This is a genomic window from Mesobacillus persicus, from assembly GCF_900109925.1.
Lineage (GTDB): Bacteria > Bacillota > Bacilli > Bacillales > Cytobacillaceae > Mesobacillus_B > Mesobacillus_B persicus.
In genome coordinates, this window is sequence record NZ_FOBW01000024.1 from 24,634 (window position 1) to 49,779 (window position 25,146).

Consider the following 25,146-nt stretch of genomic DNA (forward strand, 5'->3'; position numbering starts at 1 on the left):
CTTATTCAACAAAGCTTTTGATAGACAGAAGTAACAACTAATTACCTAGGTAACTAATTTATGGTATAGTTAACTTTATTGCATTACCTACTAATACACAGTATAAAGGCGGTTCTATGTTAAATAACAGTCATTCTTTATTTCATGCTGTACACCAGCTTTCTAGACAATTAACAAAGCAATTGAATGAGGCTCTAGAACCATTTGGCTTATATAATGCGCAGTGGGCAGTTCTGTATGTGCTGAAAGCAAATGGGGCCTTAACTCAAAAGGAGCTTTGTGAATACCTAGCTGTCGAGGCTCCACCAATGACACGAACGATTCAACGGCTTATGAAACAAGGTTATATCGATCAGCGCACGGGTCTCGACAAACGGAAAAAGTTTATCCATCTAACAAGCAAAGCAGAGTCTGAATTTCCAAAATGGGAAAAAGCTGTTTTGGAGGCGAATCAGGTTCTAATCACTTCACTACCAAAGGGCTCTCAAGATGCAATTTATTCAATATTGTCTGAGTGGCTCATAGGAATCAAACAACAGGTAAAAACAGTAGAGGAAGAAGCGATCTTTAATGATTGAGAATCAACCTAGGTTATGGACTAAAAATTTTATAAGTGTTTCTGTTAGTAATTTCTTTCTGTTTATGACGTTTTACTTTTTATTAGTGACCATGCCTGTGTATGTACTTAATGAGCTTAAAGGAAAAGAATCGGAAGCTGGTCTGGCTACGACTGTCTTTTTATTATCTGCGATTATTATTCGGCCAATCGCTGGTCGATGGATTGAGAAATTCGGGGCACGGAGCATCCTTCTTAGCGCACTGGTTTTATTTTCATTAGTAACCTTATTGTACTTATACGCTGATTCGATTCTAGTATTAATGGTGATTCGTTTTATCCACGGTATTGGATTTGGAATGGCTACTACAGCAACTGGTTCAATTGTTGCAGCGATTATCCCTGATTCACGCAGGGGAGAAGGGATGGGCTATTTTGTTCTTTCTTCAAATCTTGCGATGGTAGTCGGGCCATTTTTAGGATTGACCATCATGCAACAATTGGGAGTCTCTACGATGTTGTTCATAGGGGTCATTTCTGCAACGATTGGTTTAGTAGCGGGCTTATTTATTACTCTTCCGAAAAGAGATATGGCTACTGTTAAAAATAATCGTATCAAGGGGTCCTTCCGTTTCAAGGAGCTTTTTGAAATAAGTGCCATCCCAATTGCCGTTACGGGTGCCTTCTTTGCAATCGTTTATTCCTCCATACTTTCATTCGTGTCAGTATATGCGGTTGAAATAGGTGCGGGCAATGTTGCTAGTTATTTCTTTGTCGTCTACGCTGTGGTTTTGTTAATTTCAAGACCATTCACAGGGAAGTGGTTTGACTTATATGGTGCGAATTCAATTGCTTATCCAGCAATCATTCTATTCGCGATTGGTATGGTTATATTGGGAATAGCTGACTCTCCTACGTTATTCTTGGTTGCTGCAGCGTTTGCAGGTCTTGGTTGGGGTACACTTTTTCCTAGCTTCCAAACCATTGCGATTACAGTAGCTCATCCGAAGAGGCGGCCTGTGGCGACGGCAACTTTCTTGTCTATCTACGATATTGGAATCGGTCTAGGCTCTTTTCTTGTTGGTCTTGCGGCAGCAAACCTTAGTATAGGCACTTTATATTTATTTAGCTCTGTGTATATTCTTATTGGATTGGTGATCTATCATTTATTACAGGGCCGTTATTTAAAAAAAGATAAAAATCATAAAGAACAATATCTTGACATTTAAACTTATCTTTACTATAATGAAATTTCAGCTTCACGAAAGGGACATTCAAGATATGTCAATAAACTTATGGCGTTCTGCTTTTAAATATATTTTGAAAACTTATTCACACTGGATCGGCTTCGGAGCCGTAAGGATGTAAGAGAGGTAGGGCTTACGTCGTTTAGGTTAAAAATCATCAAGTGGAATAAAATGTACCGCGGCAGTTTATAAACGAAACATATACATCTTGTGAAGTTGCAAGTTACTATACGAAGAAAGCGAACTAGCTACCTGGTTCGCTTTTTTAATTGAGTTTTTTTCTTCTGTGGATAATATAATTATCCACATCCGAAAGTAGTTAATAAATAAGTGTTCCACAGGTTTATCCACATTATCCACAAAGTAGACAATATTTTATCCACAGAATATATCCACAACACCTTGAGTTACTATATAAGGACTCGGTCTGACTTATGCACAATATCCATAAAAATGTGGATAACCGTTGTGGATAATGGTTTCTAAAAAACTTTTTATGAACACTTTGTGAAAAACATTGCCATTATAGTGGTTTTAACGTATATTTAGGTTAAGAAAGTTAGTGAAGTATTTCACAAATTTTCTTCTCTCCTTAAAAAAATAAACAAACCCTACCCCTTACCAAAAGCAGGATCAAATGATGATCCTGCTTTTAGGTTTGTATTGGTTGTATAGATCTACTCATTAGATGGAAGGTCCCCATTAGACCTAACCTTTATGGGGGGGGAATATGCCTTAAATGCTTAAGCCATATTAGCAGGCATAAAATTTATCCTGTATCTAGTACCTTCCAAACTAATGCTTTTGTTTTTTTCCTTTTGCACGTGCGTCTGCGGCTTTAGAGCGAGCCATCGCTTCTAGGTCTTCATGATCAGCTAATTCGCGGTTAAACTCAACATCAAGTCCATCTGATTTCATGTTTTTTGGTACCTGTGGTAGCTTAGCTGTATTCTTATCTCTACTTCTTTGCCCACGTGAACGTCCCATTATCATAACCCCTTTCGATTTAAAAGCATTTGTAAAAACAAAAAGTACGGAAAACAGAAGTTTACCGTACTTTTATGATTTGCTTTTATCTTCGAGCTATAAGTGGAAATTAAAGTTTTGCTTGCTGGATTCTCTGGGTGTGTAAAACCCTGATCACAGACAAGAAAAATGTTATTGGTCTCTTTTCTTGTTTGCAAATCCTCCTGCTCTGTCAGCAGCTCTGAATTCATGACTATAAGTAACCTCTTGCATACTAGACAGTGTATGTCTGCGTTTTTCTTTCCTCTTCTTGTCAGCCATCCTTATCACCCTTCCTGTCGTTTTCGTTTAACAGTATTTCCATTACAGGAAGGATTAAACAATTTTCATTTATTAAATATTTCTTCAAGTGCAGCATCTAGGTGCGGATATTGAAAAGAAAACCCATGATTAAGCAGTTTGCTTGGTAAGACTTTTTGACCTTCTAAGACAAGTAAACTCATTTCCCCAAGTAGGAGACGGAGAGCAAAGCTAGGAACAGGGAGCCAATGGGGACGGTGGATCACGTGAGAAAGAGTCTTGCCGAAATCCTTCATTTTTATTGGTTCCGGTGCTGTGAAGTTGACTGGACCTGTCAGTTCGCTATTTTCTATTGCGAATAAAATCCCTCTAACAACGTCATTGATATGGATCCATGAAAGCCACTGCTGCCCATTTCCAATCGTTCCACCGATAAAAAAGCGATAAGGCAAGGCCACTCGAGGCAAGGCACCTTCTTTTGCATCAAGTATCACCCCAAAACGGCAAAGGACGGTTCTTAAACCCAGATCCTCTATTTGTTTAACAGCTGACTCCCATTTCACAACTGTATCAGCTAAAAAGTCTGTTCCGGGCTTTGTTGATTCTTCCGTGTAGATCTGGTTCTCAGATGTACCATAAAAACCTATAGCACTTGCGTTGATGAATACTTTTGGTTTTATATTTAGGTTTTGAATGATTTTCGCTAATTCATCAACGGTGTTAAGGCGACTATTAACAATCAATTCTTTCCCTTTGTCTGTCCAGCGGCTATTAATGGTTGAACCAGCAAGATTTACAAGGGCATCAAGGTCTTCTAATTCTTTTTCAGGCTGATTTCCCTTATTCAGCCATGGAACGTACCGTGTGTTATCACTAATTGAACCTCTGGAATCTGATCTAGTAAGGACCAACACGGTATGCCCTTTTTTAGAAAGGGAATTGGAAAGAGCTTTTCCGACTAGACCGGTTCCACCTGCAATCGCAATCTTCAATTTCGTCACCTCTCTTTAAAATAGTTCTTCCTCTTAGTTTACTCGCATTCATCAGCAAATCCTATCATCATGTGGTAAATTAATATGGAGGTGATAAAATGCCGGTTATAACAAAGATAAAGGTTCAAAAAAAGAATAAACATCGATATAGCATCTTCACAGATGATGGCAAAGGGGAAGAATATGCCTTCAGTGTAGATGAAGATGTGCTCATAAAGTACGAGTTAAAAAAAGGAATGGAATTGGATGATACATCGATATCAGAAGTGTTGTTTCAGGACGATATTCGGAAAGCCTATAATACAGCACTCCAATATTTATCGCACCGTATGCGTTCTGAAGGGGAAGTAAGGGAGCATCTAAGTAAAAAGGAAGTATCCGAGTCAATCATACAAGAAGTAGTCCATCGTCTTTATCACCATAAATTTTTAGATGACGTTGAATTTGGAAAAGCATTTGTACGGACCCAAATGAATACTACGGATAAAGGTCCAGGGGCTGTTAAGATTGATTTAAGAGAAAAAGGCATTAAAGCGGTTGTCATTGATGAAGTAATGGGTGAGTATCCTTACGAACGACAAGTGGAGAAAGCGGTTCAGCTTGGTAGTAAATTTATAATGAAAAATAGCAAAGATTCTTCTGTAATTTTAAAACAAAAACTAGAACAATTTCTGTTACGTAAAGGCTATCCGTTTAGTGTCATCCAACTTGTTATGAAGGAAGTCAGTGTTAAAAAGGAAACCGACGAAGAAATGGAAGCACTACAGTATCAAGGAGCAAAACTTCAGCGTAAATTCTCTAAGCTGGAAGGCTATGAACAGAAACAGAAAATAAAAAAGGGTTTATATACTAAGGGCTTTTCCATTGATTTGATTGATCAGTACTTAAGTGAACTTAAAGAGGAGGATTCCGACAATAGGTAAAGGAGTCATAAACAATCCTTCTTCTTTATTTATTATCTTTAATTCGCTATGATGAAACAGCGTAATTCTCAATTAGGAGAGTGAAATGGATGCAAGAAAAAAGATATAGCCAACTAACAGAACATGAACTTCATCAGGAAATCGCAACTCTTTCGGAGAAAGCTAGAAAAGCGGAGCAATTAGGAATGGTCAATGAATATGCGGTACTAGAGCGTAAAGTTACGATGGCCAAAGCCTATTTACTAAATCCGGGTGATTATAAATCAGGAGATATATATGAAATTGAAGGGGATCCTGGGACTTATTTTAAAATAAATTACATGAATGGTGTCTTTGCATGGGGACACAGAATTAATCATGAAGATAAAGAAGAAGCTCTTCCGATTAGCATGTTAGGGAAAATCAGGCAAAATCAGGGGTAAACCCTGATTGCCTGATAACCAAATTAAAAATCAAAATCTGGGGAATCACTTTCCCGATTGGTTGAAGCACGCATTCTTTCTTGTGGATGTGTGTTGATCGTGCCGTCAGCCCTTCTAGAAGCATATTCTGCTTTTGCACGTGGTTCGCCTTCAAAACGATTGTGGTTCATGTTAGGGAAGTTTTTCGCTTTGTTTCGCATAATGGCCTCCTTGAAGGGAATTACGTGTTGTGTTAAACACGCTCTTATAGTATTCAACTGTTTAACTGGCTTTACCCGCGGTTAATTTTACATAAGGAGGGATTTCATATGAATGATTATCATGACAGACTTGCACGAATATTATTAGAAAAAAACCATCATCTCTCTCATCAGAAGGCCCTGACATGGGTTGAGTTGTTATGGGAAGATTTTGAAACTACCTCTGCAAAAGCAGGAAGAAAATACTTAGGCAACGAAGTGACCGAAAAGGTCGTTCGACAATGGATAGAGAATTATGGCGACAGGCTTCACGCCTTTGTTGCGAAGAACCCTAAATATAAAGATTTTTTAAATGATGAAGATAAAAGGCTACACTAAAAAGCGATGCAAGCCTTGCATCGCTTTTTATGCCTGTCCAAGAGTTTATTTAGACCTAGCTTGTTATAATCTCGAGCTTTTTACGTAGTTTTTCCTCGCTATAAATCCAACCTGTGTATGAACTAAGAATGTTTAATTTATTATCCAATTTGACAACGGCTACGAATGGATAATGGCCGTTGCTTCGATAACGAAGGTCGATGAACCGGACTTCATAATGGTCATCGTAGTCATCCATCTCCCAGCGATAAACCGGGGAGAATGATAAAAATGCGGAAAGATTACTATCCTTCTTAGCGGCAGTTAAAACTGCTGTTTGAGGGACAGGAATACGATTAAACTGATCAAGGATATTAACCTCTAGCCTCTTTGACCTTCCAACGAAAAATTGGTGTTCATTCATGACAGCGATTCGCCATTCGCTGTTTCTCATTGTTGGAGCAATGATAATATCTGTAGCATCAGGAATCATATTTTTTACGATGCTTAAAAGCTTGCGTTTATAAATAAATCGATGGATATAGTAGGCGACTATCACTGCGTACATTCCGAGAAAAGTATAACCAGGTGCGGCACCGAATACCCAAACGATGATTCCAATTACATGTAAGATAAAGATAAATGGGTCAAATGTATTAATAATCCCTAAAGCAATCCACTTGTTTGAAAAGGGCCTTAAGGCTTGTGTACCATAGGCGTTAAATATGTCCACGAAAACATGTAGGAAAACAGCCAGTTGAGTCCACATCCATAGGTGAGTTAAATTTACTTCGGGTTGAAATAGATAAATTGTCCCGACAATAAGCATTGGCCAGAGAATAACTGCTGGTATGGAATGGGTAATTCCTCTGTGATTTCGAATATAAACGGCATTATTCTTAAGCTTTAATACAGTGTCGATATCTGGAATTTGCGAACCAACAATGGTGGCGATCAAAACACTGGTTGCTGTAACAGAGCTTTCAGTTACGACAGGATCAAGAGTTGCAATTCCACCTAGTGCCACCCCCATTACAATATGTGTTCCTGTGTCCAAGGAAAAAACCCCCTTCAAAGGAAAGTATTTATTCTTATATATCGCTTGTAACGCTGCAACTTATAGTTTACGTTAATAAGGTTAAAAAAATTTATCTAGCACGTCCATTTATAATATATTCCCTTAAAGATTGAATGTTTAACATGTGGAGGCCCAAATTGACGAATGAAATTTTAAAAACAATAGAGGAAATGGATAGACAAACCTTTAGAGAAGATTTAATTGGCTGGTTTGAAAATGAAATGCGAGATTTACCTTGGCGTAAAGACCAAGATCCATATAAAGTGTGGGTTTCTGAAATCATGTTGCAACAAACACGAGTGGATACGGTTATACCTTATTTTACTAGATTTCTGGATAAATTTCCAACAATTGAAGCGCTTGCGACTGCTGATGAGGACAAGGTACTAAAGGCATGGGAAGGTCTTGGCTATTATTCTCGTGTCCGTAATCTGCAATCTGCTGTCAAGGAAGTACATGAAAAATATAATGGGAAAGTTCCTGACCAACCAGAAGCCATCTCTTCCCTTAAGGGAGTAGGTCCATATACAGCTGGAGCAATCTTAAGCATTGCCTATGGGAAGCCGGAGCCAGCCGTTGACGGGAATGTTATGCGAGTTCTTTCAAGAATTCTGCTAATTTGGGAGGACATAGCTAAGACATCCTCTCGTAAAACCTTTGAATCCGCAGTAAGAAGCTTGATTTCTCATGAAAATCCTTCTTATTTTAATCAAGCCTTAATGGAGTTAGGTGCCTTGATTTGTACTCCAACGTCGCCTTCTTGTTTGTTGTGTCCTGTCAGGGAACATTGTCAGGCATTTAATACAGGAATGCAGAATGAGTTACCAGTTAAGTCTAAAAAGAAAAAGCAACGGTCAGTTGAAATGGTAGCGGTTGTTTTACGTAATGATAAAAATCAATTACTTATTCGGAAGCGTCCTGAAACAGGGTTACTTGCTAATCTGTGGGAGTTTCCTAATACTGAAGTGGGTCTTGAATTTAGGAGTGAGAAGGAACAATTTGAGGATTATTTCAAGGAGAAATATCAAGTAGAAGCAACCCTTGATGACATGGTCGGTCGGATAGAGCATGTCTTTTCTCATCTAATCTGGAATATCCATGTATTTACCGGACAGTTGAAAGGGCCCATTCAAGAAAGTTCAAAACTAAAATTGGTCACCCTTGAAGAAATAGAGCAATACGCATTTCCAGTTTCTCATCAAAAGATACTTAAAGAAGTAGTAGGAAAAATATAGAAGCCATTTAAAGAGGGGAGATTCCCCTCTTTTTTTAGGATTTTTTTCTCAAGTGTTAGTATTCAGAAAACAGTCATGAGAGAGGATATCTCGGACCGTGCTTATCGTTAGGTTATAAGGTTTGCCACTTTAGTCTGATAACATAAAGGGAAAAATTCCCCTTAATTAGCAGATGGCACTGAAAATAACCTAAATAGAGGGAGAGATTCCCCTTATTTAAGTCGAAAAACGTGAAAATAGGTAATTTTGCATTGTATAGGGGGAAAAACTCCCCCTATTTACCTCGAAACGAGCTCTAATTTTCATTTAACGGCAAAATTTCCCCTTATTTTTCTTTAGCTGATACTCAATTAAGGTTTTAATCGTAGCTTACTCTTGTTCCATGGGTGTAATCTGCCTCATTTCGATGCAGACCACCTCGCCTTTCGATTTCTTGAATGATCTGTCGATGAAGGGATTGTCCTTCGGCGTTTAAATACGGTACGACTTGTTGCATTGAATGATGGAAGAAGGCGAGCTCACTATCTTTCCAGTCCGTTTTAGACATCATGGTCAATTCTGTCATATCCCTGCCAACGTACATATACCTCTTCCTTTCTTTTTACTGAACTAAAGGTAGTTTGAGTTCTAATATTGTCTTATATACCTGTAACCGATAAAATAAGGTAAAACTTCACCAGGTTAAAAACCAATATAAAGTAAAAGGGGATTTTATTAATATGACCAATAAAGTTGCGCTTGTAACTGGAAGTAGTCGTGGTATTGGAAAAGAGATTGCTTTGAGGCTTGCAAAAGAAGGGTACGATTTAGTAATTAATTATGCTCGAAGCAAGAATGCCGCCCTTGAAACTGCAGCAGAAATTGAAGCTTTAGGAAGAAGGGCTTTAGTTGTTAAGGCAAATGTTGGGGATGTAGATAAAATTAATCATATGTTTGAACAAATCGAGCAGGAGTTCGGAAGACTTGACATTTTTGTCAATAATGCGGCATCAGGGGTACAGCGGCCGGCAATGGAATTAGAAGAAAAGCATTGGGATTGGACCATGAACATCAATAGTAAAGCATTGCTATTCTGTGCCCAACAAGCAGCGAAGTTAATGGAGAAGTCCGGTAAAGGCAAAATTGTTAGTATCAGTTCATTAGGTTCTATTCGTTATTTAGAAAATTACACAGCAGTTGGTGTCTCTAAAGCAGCCTTAGAAGCCCTTACCCGATATCTAGCGGTGGAGTTCTCTGCTAAAAATATTGTGGTTAATGCCGTTTCCGGCGGTGCTGTTGATACTGAAGCGCTAGCACATTTTCCAAATAGGGAAGAGATGCTTGCGGAGGCAAGAGAGAAGACCCCTGCAGGGAAAATGGTAGAAATAGACGATATCGTTAATGCGGTTATGTTCCTTTTAGGTGATGGTTCCGACATGATTCGTGGCCAGACAATTATTGTGGATGGTGGAATTTCGTTGCTGGTATAGGTTCCCTTTCAAAGGAATATAATCCAATTTATTTTTTTTATTTTTTTAGGATAGTAACTCACCTCCCTGGTTAAATTATTATTCGTGGAGGTGATAATGATGGCAAACAACAGACCAAATCAAACTCAATCTGGTACAAACATTCAGCAAGTGAGACAACAAAATGCTCAAGCTTCTCAAGGAGCTGGTGCAGGTCAATTTGGCACTGAGTTCGCTAGCGAAACGAATGCGCAACAAGTTCGTGAGCAAAACGCTCAGGCTTCACGTGGAAGACAAGCTACTACTTCTGCTGGTCAAGGACAATTTTCTACAGAATTTGGACTTGAAAGCCAAACAAATGCACAAGAAGTAAGACGCCAAAACCAGCAAGCTGAAGCTAACAAATCACAGAATGCTGGACAATTCGGACAAAATCAATAATCACCCATTTACACTAGGACACGCTCTCTTTTGGGAGCGTGTCCTTTTTGGTTGAAGAAATGATAAAAGTTAGGGGTGTGGATAATTGTGCGTTCTCTGCATCGAGCTTAAGCGCCTAGCTCCAGGCGCTTGCGCTTTTCTGTTTTCGACAAAGAATCCTACTGGTCAACAGAACTTGTCAAAGGAAGTTTCAATCATATATCGAATATCATATGATAGAAAAATAATTACAGGCGGTGGCAGATGTGGAGCAGTTTAATGAATTGGTGTCTATGCAAATGAAAACAATGGATAAGCTTTTATACTTACAGTCCGAACTTGAACGCTGCCAGCAAATCGAACAACAGCTCTTCACCTTAAGGCAGAATACTGAGCTTGTAGAAATTCGGGAAGAAATAGATCGGATGAAAGATGAATTGAGGGATATTCATCGTATCTTTGAGGAGCAAACAGAAGAGGTTATTCGTTCCTATCAAGAAATGAATATCATGATACCGTGATAAATAGGTAGATTATATGTAATTAATGGGCCTCCTAATTGAAAAACGGTGGCTCTTTTGTTTTAAATTTTTCGCTGAACCGTTATAATAGTAACAAAAAGGAATTGTTTTGTTGCCTTTTGTCGGTTATTTATCAATACATATAATGATTAGGTTGCAAAAGCTCCAGGAAAGGAAAGTAGGGGAGAAAATATGGGCGTACCCACCGAAGGTGAATCTGTCCAAATACACAGCTATAAACACAGCGGGCACATCCATAGAGTCTGGGATGAAACAACTGTCTTAAAGGGAACACAAAATCTTGTTATTGGCGGCAATGATCGCACCATTGTAACAGAATCCGATGGAAGAACGTGGATTACGAGAGAACCTGCTATTTGTTATTTCCATTCTCAGCATTGGTTTAACGTGATCGGGATGATTCGAGAGGATGGTGTGTACTATTACTGCAATCTGAGTTCACCTTTTATTTACGATGAGGAAGCACTAAAATACATTGATTATGACCTTGACATTAAGGTGTTCCCTGATATGACGTTTAACTTACTGGATGAAGATGAATACGAACGTCACCGTCAAGAAATGCAGTATCCCGAAGTGATTGACAAGATATTAAAGTTTAATGTTGAAAAGCTCATTCGTTGGATTAGGCAGAGAAAAGGGCCGTTTGCACCTGATTTTATTGATATATGGTATGAACGGTATTTGACTTACAGACGTTGATGGATAAAACCTGTTGATTAGCTTTCAACAGGTTTTTAAATGTTATCGTTACAAACACGAACTTTATCGTACTTTTAGGGGGAATATCTTCTTGGGCAGTGTGAACAGATATTTGCAATTTGTAAAACCTTACCGCTGGCAAATCGTTGGAACCGTCATCATAGGAATTTTTAAGTTTACTATTCCCCTCCTAATTCCGCTCTTAATTAAATACGTAGTAGATGATGTTGTCCAAAATGATGCGCTAACAAATGCCGATAAATCAGAGCGACTTTTAACTGTAATGGGCATCATGATCATCGTTTTTGTTATTTTACGGCCACCGATTGAATATTACAGACAGTACTTTGCTCAATGGACAGCTAGTAAAATTCTATACGATATTCGCGATAAATTATTTACCCACCTTCAAAAGCTAAGCTTTAAGTATTATTCGAATACTAGGGCTGGGGAAGTCATTTCAAGGGTCATTAATGATGTCGAACAGACTAAGACCTTTGTTATTACGGGGCTGATGAACCTGTGGCTTGATGTTGCAACGATTATTATTGCGGTAAGTATTATGTTTACAATGGATGTTGCTTTGACCTTTGTTTCCTTGGTTTTATTTCCGCTCTATGCCTTTTCCATTCGTTACTTTTTCGGTAATCTTCGAAAGTTAACAAAGGTTCGTTCACAGGCACTTGCGGAAGTGCAGAGTTATCTCCATGAGCGTGTTGCAGGTATTTCGCTTGTTAAGAGCTTTGCTTTAGAGGACTTTGAGCAAAAACAATTTGATAAGCAGAATAGTAACTTTTTAGAAAAAGCATTAAACCATACTAGTTGGAATGCGAAGGCATTTGCCGTCGTAAATACAATTACGGATGTGGCACCACTAATTGTTATTGGCTTTGCGGGCTATCAGGCAGTAAACGGTGCGATTACGATTGGTACGATGATGGCCTTTATTGCTTATATCGATAAATTATACAATCCACTTCGAAGATTAGTTAACTCATCTACAACGTTAACGCAATCTATTGCCTCTATGGATCGGGTATTTGAATTTATGGATGAAAAATATGATATTGAAGACGCACCAGATGCTGTCGAGCTGAAAAAGGTTAATGGAGATATTAAGTTTGATAACGTTAGCTTTGCGTATGAAGATAACGGAGATACGGTCCTTAAAAAAATCAACCTCGAGGTAAAGAGAGGGGAAACCATTGCTCTTGTTGGAATGAGTGGGGGTGGGAAATCTTCGTTTGTCAGTTTGATTCCACGATTTTACGATACTACAGAAGGAAGAATACTGTTGGATGGGCAGGATATACGCAGATTTAAAACTCATTCCTTACGGGATAAAATCGGAATGGTTCTTCAAGATAATATTTTATTTAGCGAATCGGTTAAGACAAATATTCTTCTTGGAAATCCAGAGGCTAGCGATGAGGAAGTTTTAGCTGCTGCGAAGGCTGCGAACGCCCATGAATTTATTACGGCTCTACCTGAAGGGTATGATACGAAGGTGGGAGAGAGAGGCGTCAAGCTTTCAGGTGGTCAGAGACAGCGTGTAGCCATTGCCCGGGTCTTTTTAAAGAATCCTCCAATCTTAATTCTTGATGAAGCCACATCTGCTCTTGATTTAGAAAGTGAGCATTTGATACAAGAGGCCTTAGAAAAACTAGCTAAGGATCGGACAACCTTTCTTGTTGCTCATCGTCTCTCAACGATAACCCATGCCGACCGAATTGTTTTAATTGAGCACGGTCGAATTGTTGAGGTCGGTTCCCATGAGGAATTGATGAAGCTAGAAGGGGGCTACCATAAGTTGTTCCAGGTCCAGCAACTTGAAAACTAGTTTTGACTACGGCGTCTACTGTTAGTTAGAGCGAGAATCATCACCACAGTATTAGTTTAAAATTAAGGCTTTTTTAACATTTTTTGTTGTTCTTGAATTGATTAATAGGTGAAAATTAGTTCGTTCCATTGCGCTCCAAACACTTGCTTTCCGCGGGGAGGAAGCTGAGCCTCCTCGGATTCGCCTGTGGGGTCTCAGCCTTTCCTCTACATCCCGCAGGAGTCAAGTGTCTTCCGCTCCATTCACTATAAATATTCAAAAGCAACAATCTTTACGAAAACAGCCAAAATTAAAAAACATGATAAATAGCAAGGGGTTATTCCCTTGCTATTTCGCTACAAATCGCACTACAAATCCCCAAAAAGATTATGAACAAACCCCTTATATATCAACAAAAATAGACCTCCAAATTACCATACAATTTGAAGGTCTTTTTGTATTACATTTTTAATGTTTGCGATATTAATGGAACCCGTTACTACCACTAGCTGCTGTTTTTTAGTCTTGGTTGGGTTCTACGATTACTAGTTCATCACTTTTGTGGTACGAATGAAAGCTTGTGATTAGTGTATCTAGGTGTTCGATTTGCTCGCCATATTCCATAATTACTGAGACAAGTTGCATCATATGGTAGAGCACTTGGTTATCGGATTCGGTGAACTCTTTTTGTTGTGAAAGGAATAGCTCGAAAAGTTCTTTTTTATTTAGGCATTCATGAACCTCGTAAATAGTCGTTTCTGTCTTAATTTTGCCAATGTACTTAAGCATCACTTGTTCATGATGGTTAATTGCACAGTCTAACTGGTGCTGAATTGCTTCCTGGAAAGTTTCTGGCATATGATGAATTTCATTCTCATAGCGGTGAAGTCGTTTCAATGTATCAAGTGCTTTTTTTGTCGTGGTAATCATTTGCCGATAAACAACGAGTTTTCTTGATTTTGCTAAACTATTTTTTTTAAAATAATCACGTTCTTCCTTATACATCATATAAAGATGTTCTAGCTTCATAATTCCTTCTCGTAGCTTTTCAATATCCGCCTTTAGCAGCTGATGCTCAGAGGCGTGTCGTGTGCTAATTCTTATCCACTTAGAGATTTCCTCTGTAAGCCCTGCGTTTTTTTGGTAAAGCTTATTTTCATACTTTGGTGGTAAGAAAACAAGGTTAACTATAAATGCAGATATTACACCAATGATAATGGCAGAAAACCGCAGGAGTGCAAACTCAATGAAGTCATCCCCAGGTGTCACCATAATAGATATCAAAGTAACTAGAGATAGTGAAATGGTACTCTCAAGGTTGAGCTTCAGGTTTAGGGTAATTAGTAGTATTGCAGCCAGACCAATAATAATAAAATTGTTACCAAGCATCAATACAAATACTACGGCTATTGCAGCTCCAATGACATTTCCTTGAACTTGTTCCATGACTGAGATGTAGGATCGATAAATCGTCGGCTGTACTGCAAAAATAGCAGCAATTCCTGCGAATACAGGAGAGGGGAGTTCCAAGAGATGGGCGAGAAATAATGATAAAATAATGGCTATTCCCGTTTTTAAAATGCGGGCTCCGAGTTTCATGAATAGATAATTCCTTTCTGAGTTCCGGATAAAAGACAAGGACACCTATGAATACTATCCCCTTTATGTACTCTTTATACGGATTTGTGCAAAGCTAAACAACATTGTACTATACATGTGTTTATTGGGAAGTTCAAGTAAAAATATTATGAAATTTATGGGAGGGAAAGATTAAATAACTCAAGGAGGAAAAAAAGAAAAGCAGTCAGAGACTGCTTTTCTTTTTTAAATAATCATTCAGTTGATACAGATGGATCTGCTTGTTCTTTAACTGGAACGACTTGGACAAAGTTCTTTTCAGGATTTTCTAAAAGAAGTGATAATTCTTTCGCCTCTTCTACTTGGCCATTGCTTTCGAGTGCGTCAATATACTTACCTAGCAATTCCTTAATATCCTTTTGGCCTGTAGCGTTTAGTGATTCAACATTTACCTTAGCGCCCTTGGCAATTCTTCTTTGAATTGCGTCCTTGGTTAATCCCATTTCTGGTTGGTGGCGTAGGTAAACAACTCCGCCCGTCATACCTGCACAAATCCATGGTCCTGGATCGCCGAGGACCAACCCTCGGCCATTCGTCATATATTCAAAGGCAAAGCCTTTAATATTAGCACTTGAACCGATATTTCCGTATTCTTTTTCAGTAATTGGTTTTCTAACTAATCCCCCAATAATCATGTCTGCTCCGGAAAGTCGGATCCCCGCACGTGCATCGGCATTTCCTTGAGCTACTAATAGGCCTTTTTGGGCGCCATAGCCGAAGCCTTTACCGACAGAGCCATTATAGAACCGGCCGTCTTTACCCTTAGATTTTAAGATGAGAATATTACCGCCAAAGGATGTTTTACCGACGCCATCCTGGCCACCGCCATTTACTTCAATATTGATGCCCTCAGTGTTGTACGCTCCGAGTCCATTACCAAGGATAGAACCCTTGTAACGTAATGAAACAGGTGATAGTTGTTTGTAAGAACCATCTAGGCGGCCACGAACACGATGACAGCTTACGCGACTAGCAAGAACTCTCTGGCTAGAATTGACACTTTCGAATTCACGTGAACGATGAAGCTCTTCGTCAATTGCATCCAGATATTCAGCACCAGCAGCAACCTGTAGTTGTTTTTCTTCAAGGGTAGCAGCTGCTTCCTGGTAGTAAAGTTGACTAATCTCAAGTTGTTTTAATAGATACGTTAAGTCAAGTAAGTCATTACCTTTTACTTGTTCAAGAAGATCGGAGCGACCGACTGCATCTTGTAAATTTTTAATTCCAATAGAGGCAGCAAGAGCTTGCAATTCACTTCCAAAAGCACCGAATAAATTCATAATTCCTTGAACCGCTAAATCAAGTTGTCTTGGTACAAAACGACGTAAGCCATGTTCTTTTGCTTGGGCTTCGGATTCAATTTGCGTGGCAATACCGACATGACATGTATCTAGGTGACAGCCACGGCAAGTTGTACAGCCAATTGCTAACATAGAAAGGGTACCGAAACCAATACGGTTTGCTCCAAGTAACATAACCTTTAGTGCATCCAGAGCACTCTTAATACCACCATCTGCCCAAATTTCTACCGAATCACGTAGTCCTGCTTCAAGTAGTGCGTTATGAGCAGCTTTTACCCCAACTTCAACAGGGAGACCTACATGCTGAAGTGCATGGATCCTAGCTGCACCTGTTCCTCCATCAAAACCACTAAGAGTAATAATGTCGGCACCAGCTTTTGCAATACCTACAGCAATTGTCCCGATATTTGGAACGACAGGGACTTTAACCGCAACCTTTGCTTTATCATTTCCAGTTTTCAATTCATGAATCATTTGAGCTAAATCTTCAATTGAATAAATATCATGGTTATTTGATGGTGAAATCAAATCAGATCCAATTGTTGCGTTACGTGCTTCAGCAATTTTAGCTGTAACCTTTGAACCTGGTAAGTGGCCACCTTCTCCAGGCTTGGCTCCTTGCCCAATTTTAATCTCCAATAGATTAGAAGAGTTCAAGAGTTCTGCATTAACACCGAAACGTCCTGAGGCAACCTGTTGGCCACGTGTCCGAGGATATTTACCAAGCATATCTTTGATCTCGCCACCCTCACCGTTCAGTGACACCATATTCAGGCGGTCTGCACCTTCAGCATAGGCACGGAAAGCAATCTCATTTTGGGATCCAAACGACATCGATGAAATGACGAATGGCAAGCTATGTTCACCAACACTGATATTTACATCATTTGCAGAAAGGTCTGAGTTTGTTTGTTTTAAACCTGTTAAGTGACGAATGGTCGTTGGATTTTTCTCTTCCTGCTCGGAAATCTTTTCTCGATAAGCACTATAATCACCCGTAGCAGCAACCTCACCAATTGCTTTCCAAATACGAGGGAAGAGACTAAAAGTTTTACCGATCCTTTCCTTCTCGTTCTGGTAATCCACTACTCTAGCCAGAGAATCCTCTTTCATGAGCGTGAAATCGTATTTGAGTTCTTTGCTACCGAAGAAGTTTACAATGTTAAGGTAGTTTGCAAGTTCCTCATTTAAGCCGATTGCAGAGAATAGGCGCCCATAGCCTCGGAGTTCGTGAATACCGATGGTTGAAATGACTTTTTCAAGCCCTTTTGTTAAGGCGCTATATAAATTGACAAGAGGTTTAGTAGAATCCCCCATAACAGTCATAAACATATAATAAGGACTAATAACGTCTGCGCCTAATCCAAGCGCTGTAATGATATCGTGTAAGGAACGTATAGCTGCAGAGCGAAGGAATAGGGAGCAATCTCTTCTAAGTCCAGCCTCTACTAGTGCTTGATCAACTGCGGATACGACTAGGTGTGGATCAAGCCATAGACCATCTTGGTGTGCTTTCGCATCATCTAAAATAATAAGTGCTTTCCCGTTCTTTACTGCAGCAATCGCTTCAGCATTGATTCTTTCAAGTGCTTCTGGAATCGTCTCTGTTTCCGGGAAAATTGTTTCGATATAACTAACCAATTGTTGTTCCTGAAAGTAATGAATAACCTGGTCTGCGCTAGGTTGCCCTGTTAATTCTGAGCAGTCAAACCCGGCCTTCCCTTCAATTACGAGGGGAGTTGATAGCTCGATGATACTTCCCGTCTCTTCTTTGGCAAATAATGCAGGTCTTTTACCAACAACCGTTCTAGTTGAGAAATGCTCTGTTTCACGATCGCGGTCAATTGCTGGGTTTGTTACGACTGCAACGCTTTCCTTTATAAAATCTGGTATGTTTCTTCTGTCAGGATTTAGAGCTGCAAGTGGAGAATCGTGACCTAAGGAACGAATCGGTTCAACACCCTTTTCGGCCATTTGTTCAACTAGCTGAACATGATCGCGTTCCCAGCCAAACGCTTTGTATTGCCCGTTGTGAATCTTTTCAGGATAGCTAATGGTCACTTTCTTTTCCATGCTAGGTACTTCAAGACGTGAACGTGCATTTGTAAAATCAATACGCTTTGAAAAGCGTGAAAAGACCTCTTCTTGGAAACTGCGATGCTCATAAACTTCAATAGTATCACCGTTCCACTTAAGACCCACTTTTTCTCCAGGTGAGAGTGGTTTAGGTTCCCCTACATAATCGCTTGATGGTACAATTCCAGGTTCTGAAGAAAACAGATACGATTCCTCAATTTCCACCATCCATAATGGACGTAATCCCAGTGCGTCTACACTGAAAACAGCTTCGTCGCCAAATCTTGAAATAATCGCAGCTGGTCCTTGCGCGTAGTGCCCCCAGCCTTCACGTAGATATGTGTATAGGTCTTGAAGATTCTCTGGATAGGCTTTGATTTCATTGATGATTGGTGGAAACAGTAAATCCATTGCCTCAAAAAGCGAATAGCCATCCCGGCAGATAAACGTTTCTAATGTTCTGCTTAAATCTTGAGAATCACTTCCACCCTTAACAAGGGGGACATCAACCATGTTCGCTTCGTCGCGTAGTTTAGCAATCGTATTAATTTCTCCATTATGTCCAAGTACGCTGAATGGTTGCACACGGAAAAAGCTTGAAAGAGTATTAGTAGAATAACGATTATGTCCCAGAGTCATCGTCGAAGCGACAAGTGGGTTCGCTAAATCATGGTAGTATTTCGGTAGGATATCACCAGCGCCCATTACTTTATAAACCGCATGGTGTTGGCTTAATGAAGCCACGTGAACCTGGTCATTTTTCTCGAAATCTACAATTATATTAAATAATTTTTTTGAAAGTTCGTTGCCAGTTTCCTTTGAAAGAGAGGCAAACTGCCAGAAAACAGGGTTTTCCTGTATCGCGATTGGACCAAGGGCTGAGGGATCTGTTACATTGTCTGTATCAAAGATAAGCTCTAAATCGTATTGAACTAATTTTGCTTTAAGTTCAGCTTTAATTGCCTCAGCATCACTGCTGCGATTAAAAAATACATGTCCTACGATGAAATTTTCTCTATCCACTATAGAAGAATCAACATTAACAGCAGCTAACTTTTCCTTCCAAAGGGCACGAGGGATGTCAATGTGAATACCTACTCCGTCCCCTTCACCATTGATAAATCCAGCGCGATGGTTCATCATAACTAGCCCGTCAATACAGTGAAAGATATTTTCCCGTGTAGGGTTTTTTTTCTTTTCAACACTAGCGATAACTCCGCAAGCATCGTGTTCCTGTCGATTAAACTCTTTGAATAAGGATGGACTCCAATTTTCTGTCATATAAGTCGGCTTTAGAAATAATTCTGTAGCCGTTTCACCTCCTGAAAAATTACTTGTAAGATTACCTGCCAAATGAAGAACGTGAACGGGGAATAAGGTTTAAAATAAGATGAGTAAATGACGAGTTCCTATCTTTGTACTAGCGGAAATAACCCAAATTAAACCTACGGAAAAATTTATCTTATTTTATCATACGAATTTTCAGAAATCAATTAATTATACAATTATTTGGATAATAAATGTGGGGGATTGAGAATGAGGAATATATTTACAGCCTGTATATGTAAGCGTTTCCAACGTATTGGTATTAAAAACAGGAGCCCTTTTGAGCTCCTGTTTTGCATAAAAAACTGTATATTTATTCGTTGGCTAGTGAATAAAATGCATGGTCAACGGCGTGCAGAGTTGCCTCGATATCCTCTTCTGTATGAGCAATGGTTAAAAACCAGGCCTCATATTTAGAAGGAGCAAGGTTAATTCCCTGATTGAGCATAAGTTTGAAGAAGCGAGCGAACATCTCTCCATCCGTATTCTCTGCTTGTTCATAATTCTCAACTTGCTCATTTGAGAAGTAAACAGTTAAAGCGCCTTTTAACCGGTTGATGGTAATGGATACCCCATGTTTTTGAGCGGCATCGGAAATACCTTTCTCGAGCATTGCACCCAAATGATCTAAATATTCATAGACGCCCTCTTGTTGTAACACCTCGAGACAAGCGATACCAGCTAGAATTGAAGCTGGGTTTCCTGCCATAGTACCTGCTTGATAGGCAGGACCGAGTGGAGCTACTTTTTCCATAATTTCCGCTTTTCCTCCGTATGCTCCTATTGGGAGGCCACCACCTATGATTTTTCCTAGTGCCGTGAGGTCAGGCTTAACATCTAGTAAATCCTGTGCCCCCCCATACATAAAACGGAAAGCTGTGATCACCTCATCGTAGATAACAAGTGCCCCGGCTTGGTGGGCTAAATCGTTAATCTGTTCGAGGAAACCAGATTTCGGCTCAACGATGCCGAAATTGCCGACAATCGGTTCAACAAGTACGGCTGCAATCTCATCCCCCCACTTAGCTAAAGCTTCCTTAAATGGCTCGATATCATTAAAGGGGACTGTGATTACTTCTTGGGCGATACTCTTAGGTACGCCAGCAGAGTCAGGCGTTCCGAGTGTAGATGGGCCACTACCGGCAGCGACAAGGACTAAGTCAGAGTGGCCGTGATAACACCCGGCAAATTTGATGATTTTATCCCTTCCAGTATAGGCGCGCGCTACCCGAATCGTAGTCATGACAGCTTCTGTCCCCGAGTTAACGAATCTCACTTTGTCGAGTGCTGGCATTGCTTCTTTTAGCATCTTTGCGAATTTAACCTCATGAGCAGTAGGGGTTCCGAATAATACTCCTGATTCCGCGGCTTTTTTTATTGCCGCTGTGATATGTGGATGAGCGTGACCAGTAATAATTGGTCCGTAGGCGGCTAAGTAATCTATGTACTGAGCTCCGTCAACATCCCAGAAATAAGCTCCTTGAGCTCGCTCCATGGCAACAGGTGATCCGCCACCAACAGCTTTATAAGAACGGGACGGGCTGTTTACGCCGCCTACGATATGCTCTAGAGCTTCTTTATGCAGTCTTTCTGAATTAGGTCTCTCCATTTGTAAACCTCCTAAACTTAAAATGCCGATTTCATTTTAGCATACTTTCTCCAATCAAGAATTTATTGCTAATCTTCAAGGTGAAAGTCTTTTTGTAGAAAGCTGGGACTTGCCTGCATAGAACGGTGAGAGGGCGCGTATAGATGAAGAGAGAAGCAGGGGAAATGGGGCAGGGATATGGGTTTTTATTTTTCAATCATCATCATTATCCTGTGTATTGTGCTTAGTCTCAGGGAATTATTTATACCTGATAAAATAAAAGGGAAAAAGATGTCGGTTGAAAACTTTTTTATTCTGGCAATCATATATGCGACGGTAATGATTGGATTTGGACTCATCTACTTTTTACTGGGATCGGAGGGGCATCCGGTTTTAATAGAAGGGGAATATACAAAAAGTACTAGTACGAATGCGGCTATTAGTACCATTGCGAAACTTGAAACCTGCATTTATTTTAGTGCTGTTACCCTTTTTTCGGTTGGGTATGGGGATTTAGCGCCTGTAGGGGTAGGAAGGTTTATTGTGGTTCTGGAGGCGTTAGTTGGATATACCATTCCTACAGCATTTGTAGCTAGGACTGTTTTTGACCGGAAAATGGAATAATCACTATACTATCCGTTGTATTTGCTTCCTTGTTTAGGTAGGCTTGTCGTAAAGAGCTTACAAGGAGGAATAGTAATGGTGTTAAAATTAAATGAAATTGCACCTGACATGGAATTAGAAGCTAGCAACGGAGAAAAGGTCAAACTGTCAGATTATCGGGGAAAGAATGTTGTTTTGTATTTTTATCCCAAAGACATGACACCTGGTTGCACAACAGAGGCTTGTGATTTTCGTGACCATCATGAAAGCTTCGAAGGGTTGGATACAGTTATTCTTGGTGTGAGTCCTGATCCAATTACCCGACATGGAAAATTTATCGAAAAACACGGACTTCCGTTTCTATTGTTATCTGATGAAGATAATAAAGCGGCCAATGAATTTGGGGTATGGAAGTTAAAGAAAAACTTCGGCAAGGAATACATGGGAATTGAGCGTTCAACCTTTATCATTGATAAAGAAGGGAAATTGGTCAAGGAATTCCGAAAGGTAAAAGTGAAAGGACATGTAGAAGAAGCGCTAGGGTATATAAAGGAAAACCTTTAGTAATAGCCTATTTTACAGATTAAAGGCATTTGTCCATTCATTTCAGAGGGATTTGAATAGTTTATATTAGGGCATACCTCCTCAATAATCTTTACCGAGCCAATTGGCTCGGTACTTTTTTATTTTCCCCTTGAAATTATTAATAGAAAAGAGTGAATCTTGCTCTTTTTGTAGGGAACTATTTATATAGAAGAGGTTTCTAGAAAATTTTTATTTTTCTCTCCCTATAAACTAGGTGAAGAGGATCGATCAAAAGCCATGATAAATTTTATAAAGCTGCATACATATGTAAAAAAATAGGTCCCCTGGTAAGGTTAATAAACCAAAAAAGGAGGTAGACATACTCAATTTATCTTTTCTTTGATAGCTTTCATAATTGATGATTGAAATTGTTAGCTTTACACCAAGGATTGGAATATATCGAAGTGACTTATATTGACAAGAGGGCCTGAGACCTAGTACACTAATTATAAATATTATAAAGTAATAATTTGTAAAGAGAAGAGAGGTGCATGGCTGTGGTTGAGAATCAATTAAAAGAAGCGTTAGATGCCTTGAAGGATACGGGGGTTCGTATTACGCCTCAGCGTCATGCGATACTCGAATATCTAATTGAGTCGATGTCCCACCCTACTGCGGATGATATTTATAAAGCGCTTGAAGGGAAATTCCCGAATATGAGTGTGGCTACTGTATATAACAACCTAAGAGTATTCCGTGAGGTAGGTCTCGTTAAAGAGTTAACCTATGGTGATGCTTCGAGTCGATTTGATTTTGTGACAACGCATCATTATCATGTTATTTGTAAAAGTTGTGGTAAGATTGTTGACTTTCACTATCCAGGTTTAGATGAGGTCGAACAACTTGCATCACACGTGACGGGCTTTACTGTAGGGAATCATAGACTTGAGATTTATGGCGTATGCCCAGATTGCTCGAGTAAAGAGACGCATTAAGTAATTAGATTTTTGTGTTCTAATAAATAAAAAAACTCGACAAACTTGTCGAGTTTTATTTTGTTTATGGATGGTTTAATGATTAGGTCTTATTTATTTTCTATTATAACTTTCGCTGAACTCTTTGCCTTCTAGTGAAGCGTCAAGTGTTAAGGGTTCGTTGCAATACATACAAATGTCAACTCGTCCGAGTACTTTTGTTGTTTTCCCACACCCAGGGCAAACGACCTGAACGGTCTTCGTGGATAACATGCCAATCCAAAAGTAAACAATGGTACTTGCTATGATGAAAAGTAATCCAAGTAGCATGAAGACGGTCATGACAATCGGACTATTTCGAAAGAAGATCCCACCATACATAACAAAGAAGCCGATGAAAATAAGGCTTAGAGCAAACGTGCGAATTTTATTGATCTTGCTTGAATATTTCCCCATGCTTTTTCCCTCCTTAGAGAATGCGGTTTTGATTGTATCCCCGAACCCTTACCTTAGGTAATTACCGTTAGTGTTAGATATGAACGGAATTAATTTTATTTTTAAAAGTTCACTTTATAATATCACTTTAAAAAAGTTTTTCACAGGAAAACGTAGATTACCAGTTGCAGGATTTTTATAAGGGGTGTCGAAAATGTATTGCTAATATGGAAATGGAGGAATTGCCATGGAGGATCTTCTTCGTCCGCTATATCAGGAAAAGGCTAGTCAACCGAACACCATAGGTGTGATGATTATTGAAAAGAGGCAGAAAGCTTCTCCGGCAACCGATACATTTGATGTAGTCTTACTGATTATTGTGAAAGATGGGGAACAACCAGTCTCAGTTAAACACTATACCTATAATGATAAAAAGGCAGCGATGCATGTTGTGACAGAGAGCCAATTAAAGGAATGGATGCTTTTAGGGAGTAATCGTAAAATTTTCGAATGGCTTTATGAGGGAAAGATAATATTTGATAGAAATGAATACATCGTAGACTTAAAAAAAGAGCTGAGGGATTTCCCGTTCTATGGTAGGAAGATAAAGATGGGGATCGAATTTGCTCGGTTGATTCGGAGATATCGTGATGGAAGGTCTTTGTTTGAAAATCTTCATTATTTAGATGCATACAATCATATTATCCATTCTCTGCACCATTTAGCGAGACTGGCCATTATTGAAAATGGATTTCACCCAGAAATAACAGTTTGGCATCAAGTTAAACATATTGATCCTGAAATATATAAACTGTACGAGGAACTTGTGTGTAGTGAGGAGACGATGGAAAAGAGACTTGAGTTGCTATTTTTAGCAAGTGAATTTTTAATTCATTCAAGAACTCGAGTGGGAACAACGCATTTCCTTTCGGTAATGGAGGAAAAAGAGTTGTGGTCTTTTAATGAGATAATCGCTCATGAGGAACTTAAGGCTTATTCTGTTGATTTGGGTATATTATTGGAGTACTTAATAGAAAAAAAGTTAATTGAGGTGGTTCCTAAAATGAAAGGTCACGGTATCTTTCATAGGTATTATAAAGTAACTCAAGAATAACTATTGTAAAAAAACAAAATACCTATTGACCTTTTTAAAAATACTTGGTATATTAATAACCGTCGCTGCAAGTTAAGTGAAAAAAACTTGTGTAGCTGACGGTTTAACTTTTTTGAAAAAGGTGTTGACTTACAAATACGCCTCGTGTTATATTAATAAAGTCGCTTCTGAGCGGCGCTTAAAGTGCTCCTTGAAAACTAAACAAACAAGCGTCAACAAACAATATTATCATGTTTCTTCTATTGTATAGAGAACATGAGCCAACGTTTTATTTTATGAGCTAATCACTCTTTATTGGAGAGTTTGATCCTGGCTCAGGACGAACGCTGGCGGCGTGCCTAATACATGCAAGTCGAGCG

The 25,146-nt window shown here is 39.3% G+C and carries 25 protein-coding genes and 1 rRNA gene; 16 read left to right on the plus strand and 10 right to left on the minus strand.

The window, feature by feature from the left end; all coding sequences use genetic code 11:
• Positions 1–116 precede the first annotated feature (116 nt).
• Together BMX30_RS21450 and BMX30_RS21455 are read left to right on the plus strand one after the other, a co-directional pair.
• Positions 117–578 (plus strand): MarR family winged helix-turn-helix transcriptional regulator, encoded by a 462-nt coding sequence (locus BMX30_RS21450; RefSeq protein WP_090750195.1) that lies wholly within the window; start codon positions 117–119, stop codon positions 576–578.
• Positions 571–1,785: an MFS transporter gene (locus BMX30_RS21455; RefSeq protein ID WP_090750197.1), complete on the plus strand. Its 1,215-nt coding sequence runs from the start codon at positions 571–573 to the stop codon at positions 1,783–1,785. The genes BMX30_RS21450 and BMX30_RS21455 overlap by 8 nt, the downstream gene beginning before the upstream one ends.
• Positions 1,786–2,598: 813 nt before the next feature.
• Here the strand turns inward: BMX30_RS21455 and BMX30_RS21460 are convergent.
• From BMX30_RS21460 to BMX30_RS21470, 3 genes are all read right to left on the minus strand, one after another.
• Positions 2,599–2,790, minus strand: a complete 192-nt coding sequence (locus BMX30_RS21460; RefSeq protein WP_090750199.1) for a YfhD family protein — start codon at positions 2,788–2,790, stop codon at positions 2,599–2,601.
• A 171-nt stretch (positions 2,791–2,961) separates the two neighbouring features.
• Positions 2,962–3,090 (minus strand): YfhE family protein, encoded by a 129-nt coding sequence (locus BMX30_RS21465; RefSeq protein ID WP_090750201.1) that lies wholly within the window; start codon positions 3,088–3,090, stop codon positions 2,962–2,964.
• 65 nt (positions 3,091–3,155) lie between these two features.
• Positions 3,156–4,061 (minus strand): TIGR01777 family oxidoreductase, encoded by a 906-nt coding sequence (locus tag BMX30_RS21470; RefSeq protein WP_090750203.1) that lies wholly within the window; start codon positions 4,059–4,061, stop codon positions 3,156–3,158.
• A gap of 98 nt (positions 4,062–4,159) precedes the next feature.
• Here BMX30_RS21470 and recX point away from each other — a divergent pair, with 98 nt between their 5' ends.
• The gene (recX, locus tag BMX30_RS21475) at positions 4,160–4,984 is read left to right on the plus strand and encodes a recombination regulator RecX (protein ID WP_090750205.1); all 825 of its coding nucleotides are present in this window, start codon (positions 4,160–4,162) and stop codon (positions 4,982–4,984) included.
• An 89-nt stretch (positions 4,985–5,073) separates the two neighbouring features.
• Positions 5,074–5,406, plus strand: coding sequence for a YfhH family protein (locus BMX30_RS21480; RefSeq protein WP_090750207.1), 333 nt, complete (start codon positions 5,074–5,076; stop codon positions 5,404–5,406).
• A 23-nt stretch (positions 5,407–5,429) separates the two neighbouring features.
• On the opposite strand, the gene BMX30_RS21485 is transcribed toward BMX30_RS21480, so the two are convergent.
• Positions 5,430–5,606 (minus strand): small, acid-soluble spore protein K, encoded by a 177-nt coding sequence (locus tag BMX30_RS21485; RefSeq protein WP_090750209.1) that lies wholly within the window; start codon positions 5,604–5,606, stop codon positions 5,430–5,432.
• 108 nt (positions 5,607–5,714) lie between these two features.
• Here BMX30_RS21485 and BMX30_RS21490 point away from each other — a divergent pair, with 108 nt between their 5' ends.
• A complete protein-coding gene (locus tag BMX30_RS21490) occupies positions 5,715–5,984 on the plus strand; it encodes a YfhJ family protein (RefSeq protein ID WP_090750211.1) in 270 nt (89 codons plus the stop codon).
• A 55-nt stretch (positions 5,985–6,039) separates the two neighbouring features.
• Here the strand turns inward: BMX30_RS21490 and BMX30_RS21495 are convergent, their stop codons facing one another.
• Positions 6,040–7,020: a metal-dependent hydrolase gene (locus BMX30_RS21495; protein ID WP_090750213.1), complete on the minus strand. Its 981-nt coding sequence runs from the start codon at positions 7,018–7,020 to the stop codon at positions 6,040–6,042.
• 191 nt (positions 7,021–7,211) lie between these two features.
• Between BMX30_RS21495 and mutY the strand changes: the two genes are divergently transcribed.
• Positions 7,212–8,276 carry an A/G-specific adenine glycosylase gene (mutY, locus tag BMX30_RS21500; protein WP_244532692.1) on the plus strand — a complete coding sequence of 355 codons (1,065 nt, stop codon included), beginning with the start codon at positions 7,212–7,214 and terminating at the stop codon, positions 8,274–8,276.
• Between the two features lie 358 nt (positions 8,277–8,634).
• On the opposite strand, the gene BMX30_RS21505 is transcribed toward mutY, so the two are convergent.
• On the minus strand, positions 8,635–8,859 hold the full coding sequence (locus BMX30_RS21505) for a hypothetical protein (protein ID WP_090750218.1): 225 nt from the start codon (positions 8,857–8,859) through the stop codon (positions 8,635–8,637).
• Positions 8,860–8,995: 136 nt separating this feature from the next.
• Here BMX30_RS21505 and fabL point away from each other — a divergent pair, with 136 nt between their 5' ends.
• The 5 genes from fabL to BMX30_RS21530 all read left to right on the plus strand — a co-directional run bounded on the left by fabL (position 8,996) and on the right by BMX30_RS21530 (position 13,228).
• Positions 8,996–9,745: an enoyl-[acyl-carrier-protein] reductase FabL gene (fabL, locus tag BMX30_RS21510; protein ID WP_090750220.1), complete on the plus strand. Its 750-nt coding sequence runs from the start codon at positions 8,996–8,998 to the stop codon at positions 9,743–9,745.
• Between the two features lie 99 nt (positions 9,746–9,844).
• Positions 9,845–10,165, plus strand: coding sequence for a gamma-type small acid-soluble spore protein (locus tag BMX30_RS21515; protein WP_090750222.1), 321 nt, complete (start codon positions 9,845–9,847; stop codon positions 10,163–10,165).
• Between the two features lie 245 nt (positions 10,166–10,410).
• Positions 10,411–10,665, plus strand: a complete 255-nt coding sequence (locus BMX30_RS21520; protein WP_090750224.1) for a YgaB family protein — start codon at positions 10,411–10,413, stop codon at positions 10,663–10,665.
• A 192-nt stretch (positions 10,666–10,857) separates the two neighbouring features.
• Entirely contained in the window at positions 10,858–11,388 is a 531-nt protein-coding gene (ntdP, locus tag BMX30_RS21525; RefSeq protein ID WP_090750226.1) for a nucleoside tri-diphosphate phosphatase, read from the plus strand.
• Positions 11,389–11,479: 91 nt separating this feature from the next.
• Positions 11,480–13,228, plus strand: a complete 1,749-nt coding sequence (locus tag BMX30_RS21530; protein WP_090750227.1) for an ABC transporter ATP-binding protein — start codon at positions 11,480–11,482, stop codon at positions 13,226–13,228.
• 498 nt (positions 13,229–13,726) lie between these two features.
• Here BMX30_RS21530 and BMX30_RS21535 read toward each other — a convergent pair whose 3' ends face one another.
• From BMX30_RS21535 to BMX30_RS21545, 3 genes are all read right to left on the minus strand, one after another.
• On the minus strand, positions 13,727–14,806 hold the full coding sequence (locus BMX30_RS21535) for an aromatic acid exporter family protein (protein ID WP_090750229.1): 1,080 nt from the start codon (positions 14,804–14,806) through the stop codon (positions 13,727–13,729).
• 233 nt (positions 14,807–15,039) lie between these two features.
• Positions 15,040–19,503: a glutamate synthase-related protein gene (locus BMX30_RS21540; RefSeq protein WP_090750230.1), complete on the minus strand. Its 4,464-nt coding sequence runs from the start codon at positions 19,501–19,503 to the stop codon at positions 15,040–15,042.
• Between the two features lie 358 nt (positions 19,504–19,861).
• Positions 19,862–21,157 carry a glutamate-1-semialdehyde 2,1-aminomutase gene (locus BMX30_RS21545; protein ID WP_090750234.1) on the minus strand — a complete coding sequence of 432 codons (1,296 nt, stop codon included), beginning with the start codon at positions 21,155–21,157 and terminating at the stop codon, positions 19,862–19,864.
• Between the two features lie 177 nt (positions 21,158–21,334).
• Here BMX30_RS21545 and BMX30_RS21550 point away from each other — a divergent pair, with 177 nt between their 5' ends.
• The 3 genes from BMX30_RS21550 (at position 21,335) to perR (ending at position 23,259) form a co-directional block, all read left to right on the plus strand.
• Positions 21,335–21,760: a potassium channel family protein gene (locus BMX30_RS21550; protein ID WP_090750236.1), complete on the plus strand. Its 426-nt coding sequence runs from the start codon at positions 21,335–21,337 to the stop codon at positions 21,758–21,760.
• 75 nt (positions 21,761–21,835) lie between these two features.
• A complete protein-coding gene (gene bcp, locus BMX30_RS21555; protein WP_090750238.1) occupies positions 21,836–22,303 on the plus strand; it encodes a thioredoxin-dependent thiol peroxidase in 468 nt (155 codons plus the stop codon).
• A 512-nt stretch (positions 22,304–22,815) separates the two neighbouring features.
• The gene (gene perR / locus BMX30_RS21560) at positions 22,816–23,259 is read left to right on the plus strand and encodes a peroxide-responsive transcriptional repressor PerR (protein WP_090750240.1); all 444 of its coding nucleotides are present in this window, start codon (positions 22,816–22,818) and stop codon (positions 23,257–23,259) included.
• Between the two features lie 93 nt (positions 23,260–23,352).
• Here the strand turns inward: perR and BMX30_RS21565 are convergent, their stop codons facing one another.
• Entirely contained in the window at positions 23,353–23,694 is a 342-nt protein-coding gene (locus BMX30_RS21565; protein WP_090750242.1) for a YgzB family protein, read from the minus strand.
• A gap of 226 nt (positions 23,695–23,920) precedes the next feature.
• On the opposite strand from BMX30_RS21565, the gene BMX30_RS21570 reads away from it, so the two are divergent.
• Positions 23,921–24,787, plus strand: a complete 867-nt coding sequence (locus BMX30_RS21570; RefSeq protein WP_090750244.1) for a nucleotidyltransferase-like protein — start codon at positions 23,921–23,923, stop codon at positions 24,785–24,787.
• Positions 24,788–25,078: 291 nt separating this feature from the next.
• Positions 25,079–25,146 (plus strand): 16S ribosomal RNA (locus BMX30_RS21575); the annotation flags it as partial.

Excerpts from the sequence above, each read along its gene's own strand:
- BMX30_RS21450 (WP_090750195.1), top strand. The coding sequence starts at position 117 with ATGTTAAATAACAGTCATTCTTTATTTCATGCTGTACACCAGCTTTCT.
- BMX30_RS21455 (WP_090750197.1), top strand. The coding sequence starts at position 571 with ATGATTGAGAATCAACCTAGGTTATGGACTAAAAATTTTATAAGTGTT.
- BMX30_RS21460 (WP_090750199.1), bottom strand. The coding sequence starts at position 2,790 with ATGGGACGTTCACGTGGGCAAAGAAGTAGAGATAAGAATACAGCTAAG.
- BMX30_RS21465 (WP_090750201.1), bottom strand. The coding sequence starts at position 3,090 with ATGGCTGACAAGAAGAGGAAAGAAAAACGCAGACATACACTGTCTAGT.
- recX (WP_090750205.1), top strand. The coding sequence starts at position 4,160 with ATGCCGGTTATAACAAAGATAAAGGTTCAAAAAAAGAATAAACATCGA.
- BMX30_RS21480 (WP_090750207.1), top strand. The coding sequence starts at position 5,074 with ATGCAAGAAAAAAGATATAGCCAACTAACAGAACATGAACTTCATCAG.
- BMX30_RS21485 (WP_090750209.1), bottom strand. The coding sequence starts at position 5,606 with ATGCGAAACAAAGCGAAAAACTTCCCTAACATGAACCACAATCGTTTT.
- BMX30_RS21490 (WP_090750211.1), top strand. The coding sequence starts at position 5,715 with ATGAATGATTATCATGACAGACTTGCACGAATATTATTAGAAAAAAAC.
- mutY (WP_244532692.1), top strand. The coding sequence starts at position 7,212 with ATGGATAGACAAACCTTTAGAGAAGATTTAATTGGCTGGTTTGAAAAT.
- BMX30_RS21505 (WP_090750218.1), bottom strand. The coding sequence starts at position 8,859 with ATGTACGTTGGCAGGGATATGACAGAATTGACCATGATGTCTAAAACG.
- fabL (WP_090750220.1), top strand. The coding sequence starts at position 8,996 with ATGACCAATAAAGTTGCGCTTGTAACTGGAAGTAGTCGTGGTATTGGA.
- BMX30_RS21515 (WP_090750222.1), top strand. The coding sequence starts at position 9,845 with ATGGCAAACAACAGACCAAATCAAACTCAATCTGGTACAAACATTCAG.
- ntdP (WP_090750226.1), top strand. The coding sequence starts at position 10,858 with ATGGGCGTACCCACCGAAGGTGAATCTGTCCAAATACACAGCTATAAA.
- BMX30_RS21535 (WP_090750229.1), bottom strand. The coding sequence starts at position 14,806 with ATGAAACTCGGAGCCCGCATTTTAAAAACGGGAATAGCCATTATTTTA.
- BMX30_RS21540 (WP_090750230.1), bottom strand. The coding sequence starts at position 19,503 with ATGACAGAAAATTGGAGTCCATCCTTATTCAAAGAGTTTAATCGACAG.
- BMX30_RS21545 (WP_090750234.1), bottom strand. The coding sequence starts at position 21,157 with ATGGAGAGACCTAATTCAGAAAGACTGCATAAAGAAGCTCTAGAGCAT.
- BMX30_RS21550 (WP_090750236.1), top strand. The coding sequence starts at position 21,335 with ATGGGTTTTTATTTTTCAATCATCATCATTATCCTGTGTATTGTGCTT.
- bcp (WP_090750238.1), top strand. The coding sequence starts at position 21,836 with ATGGTGTTAAAATTAAATGAAATTGCACCTGACATGGAATTAGAAGCT.
- perR (WP_090750240.1), top strand. The coding sequence starts at position 22,816 with ATGGCTGTGGTTGAGAATCAATTAAAAGAAGCGTTAGATGCCTTGAAG.
- BMX30_RS21565 (WP_090750242.1), bottom strand. The coding sequence starts at position 23,694 with ATGGGGAAATATTCAAGCAAGATCAATAAAATTCGCACGTTTGCTCTA.
- BMX30_RS21570 (WP_090750244.1), top strand. The coding sequence starts at position 23,921 with ATGGAGGATCTTCTTCGTCCGCTATATCAGGAAAAGGCTAGTCAACCG.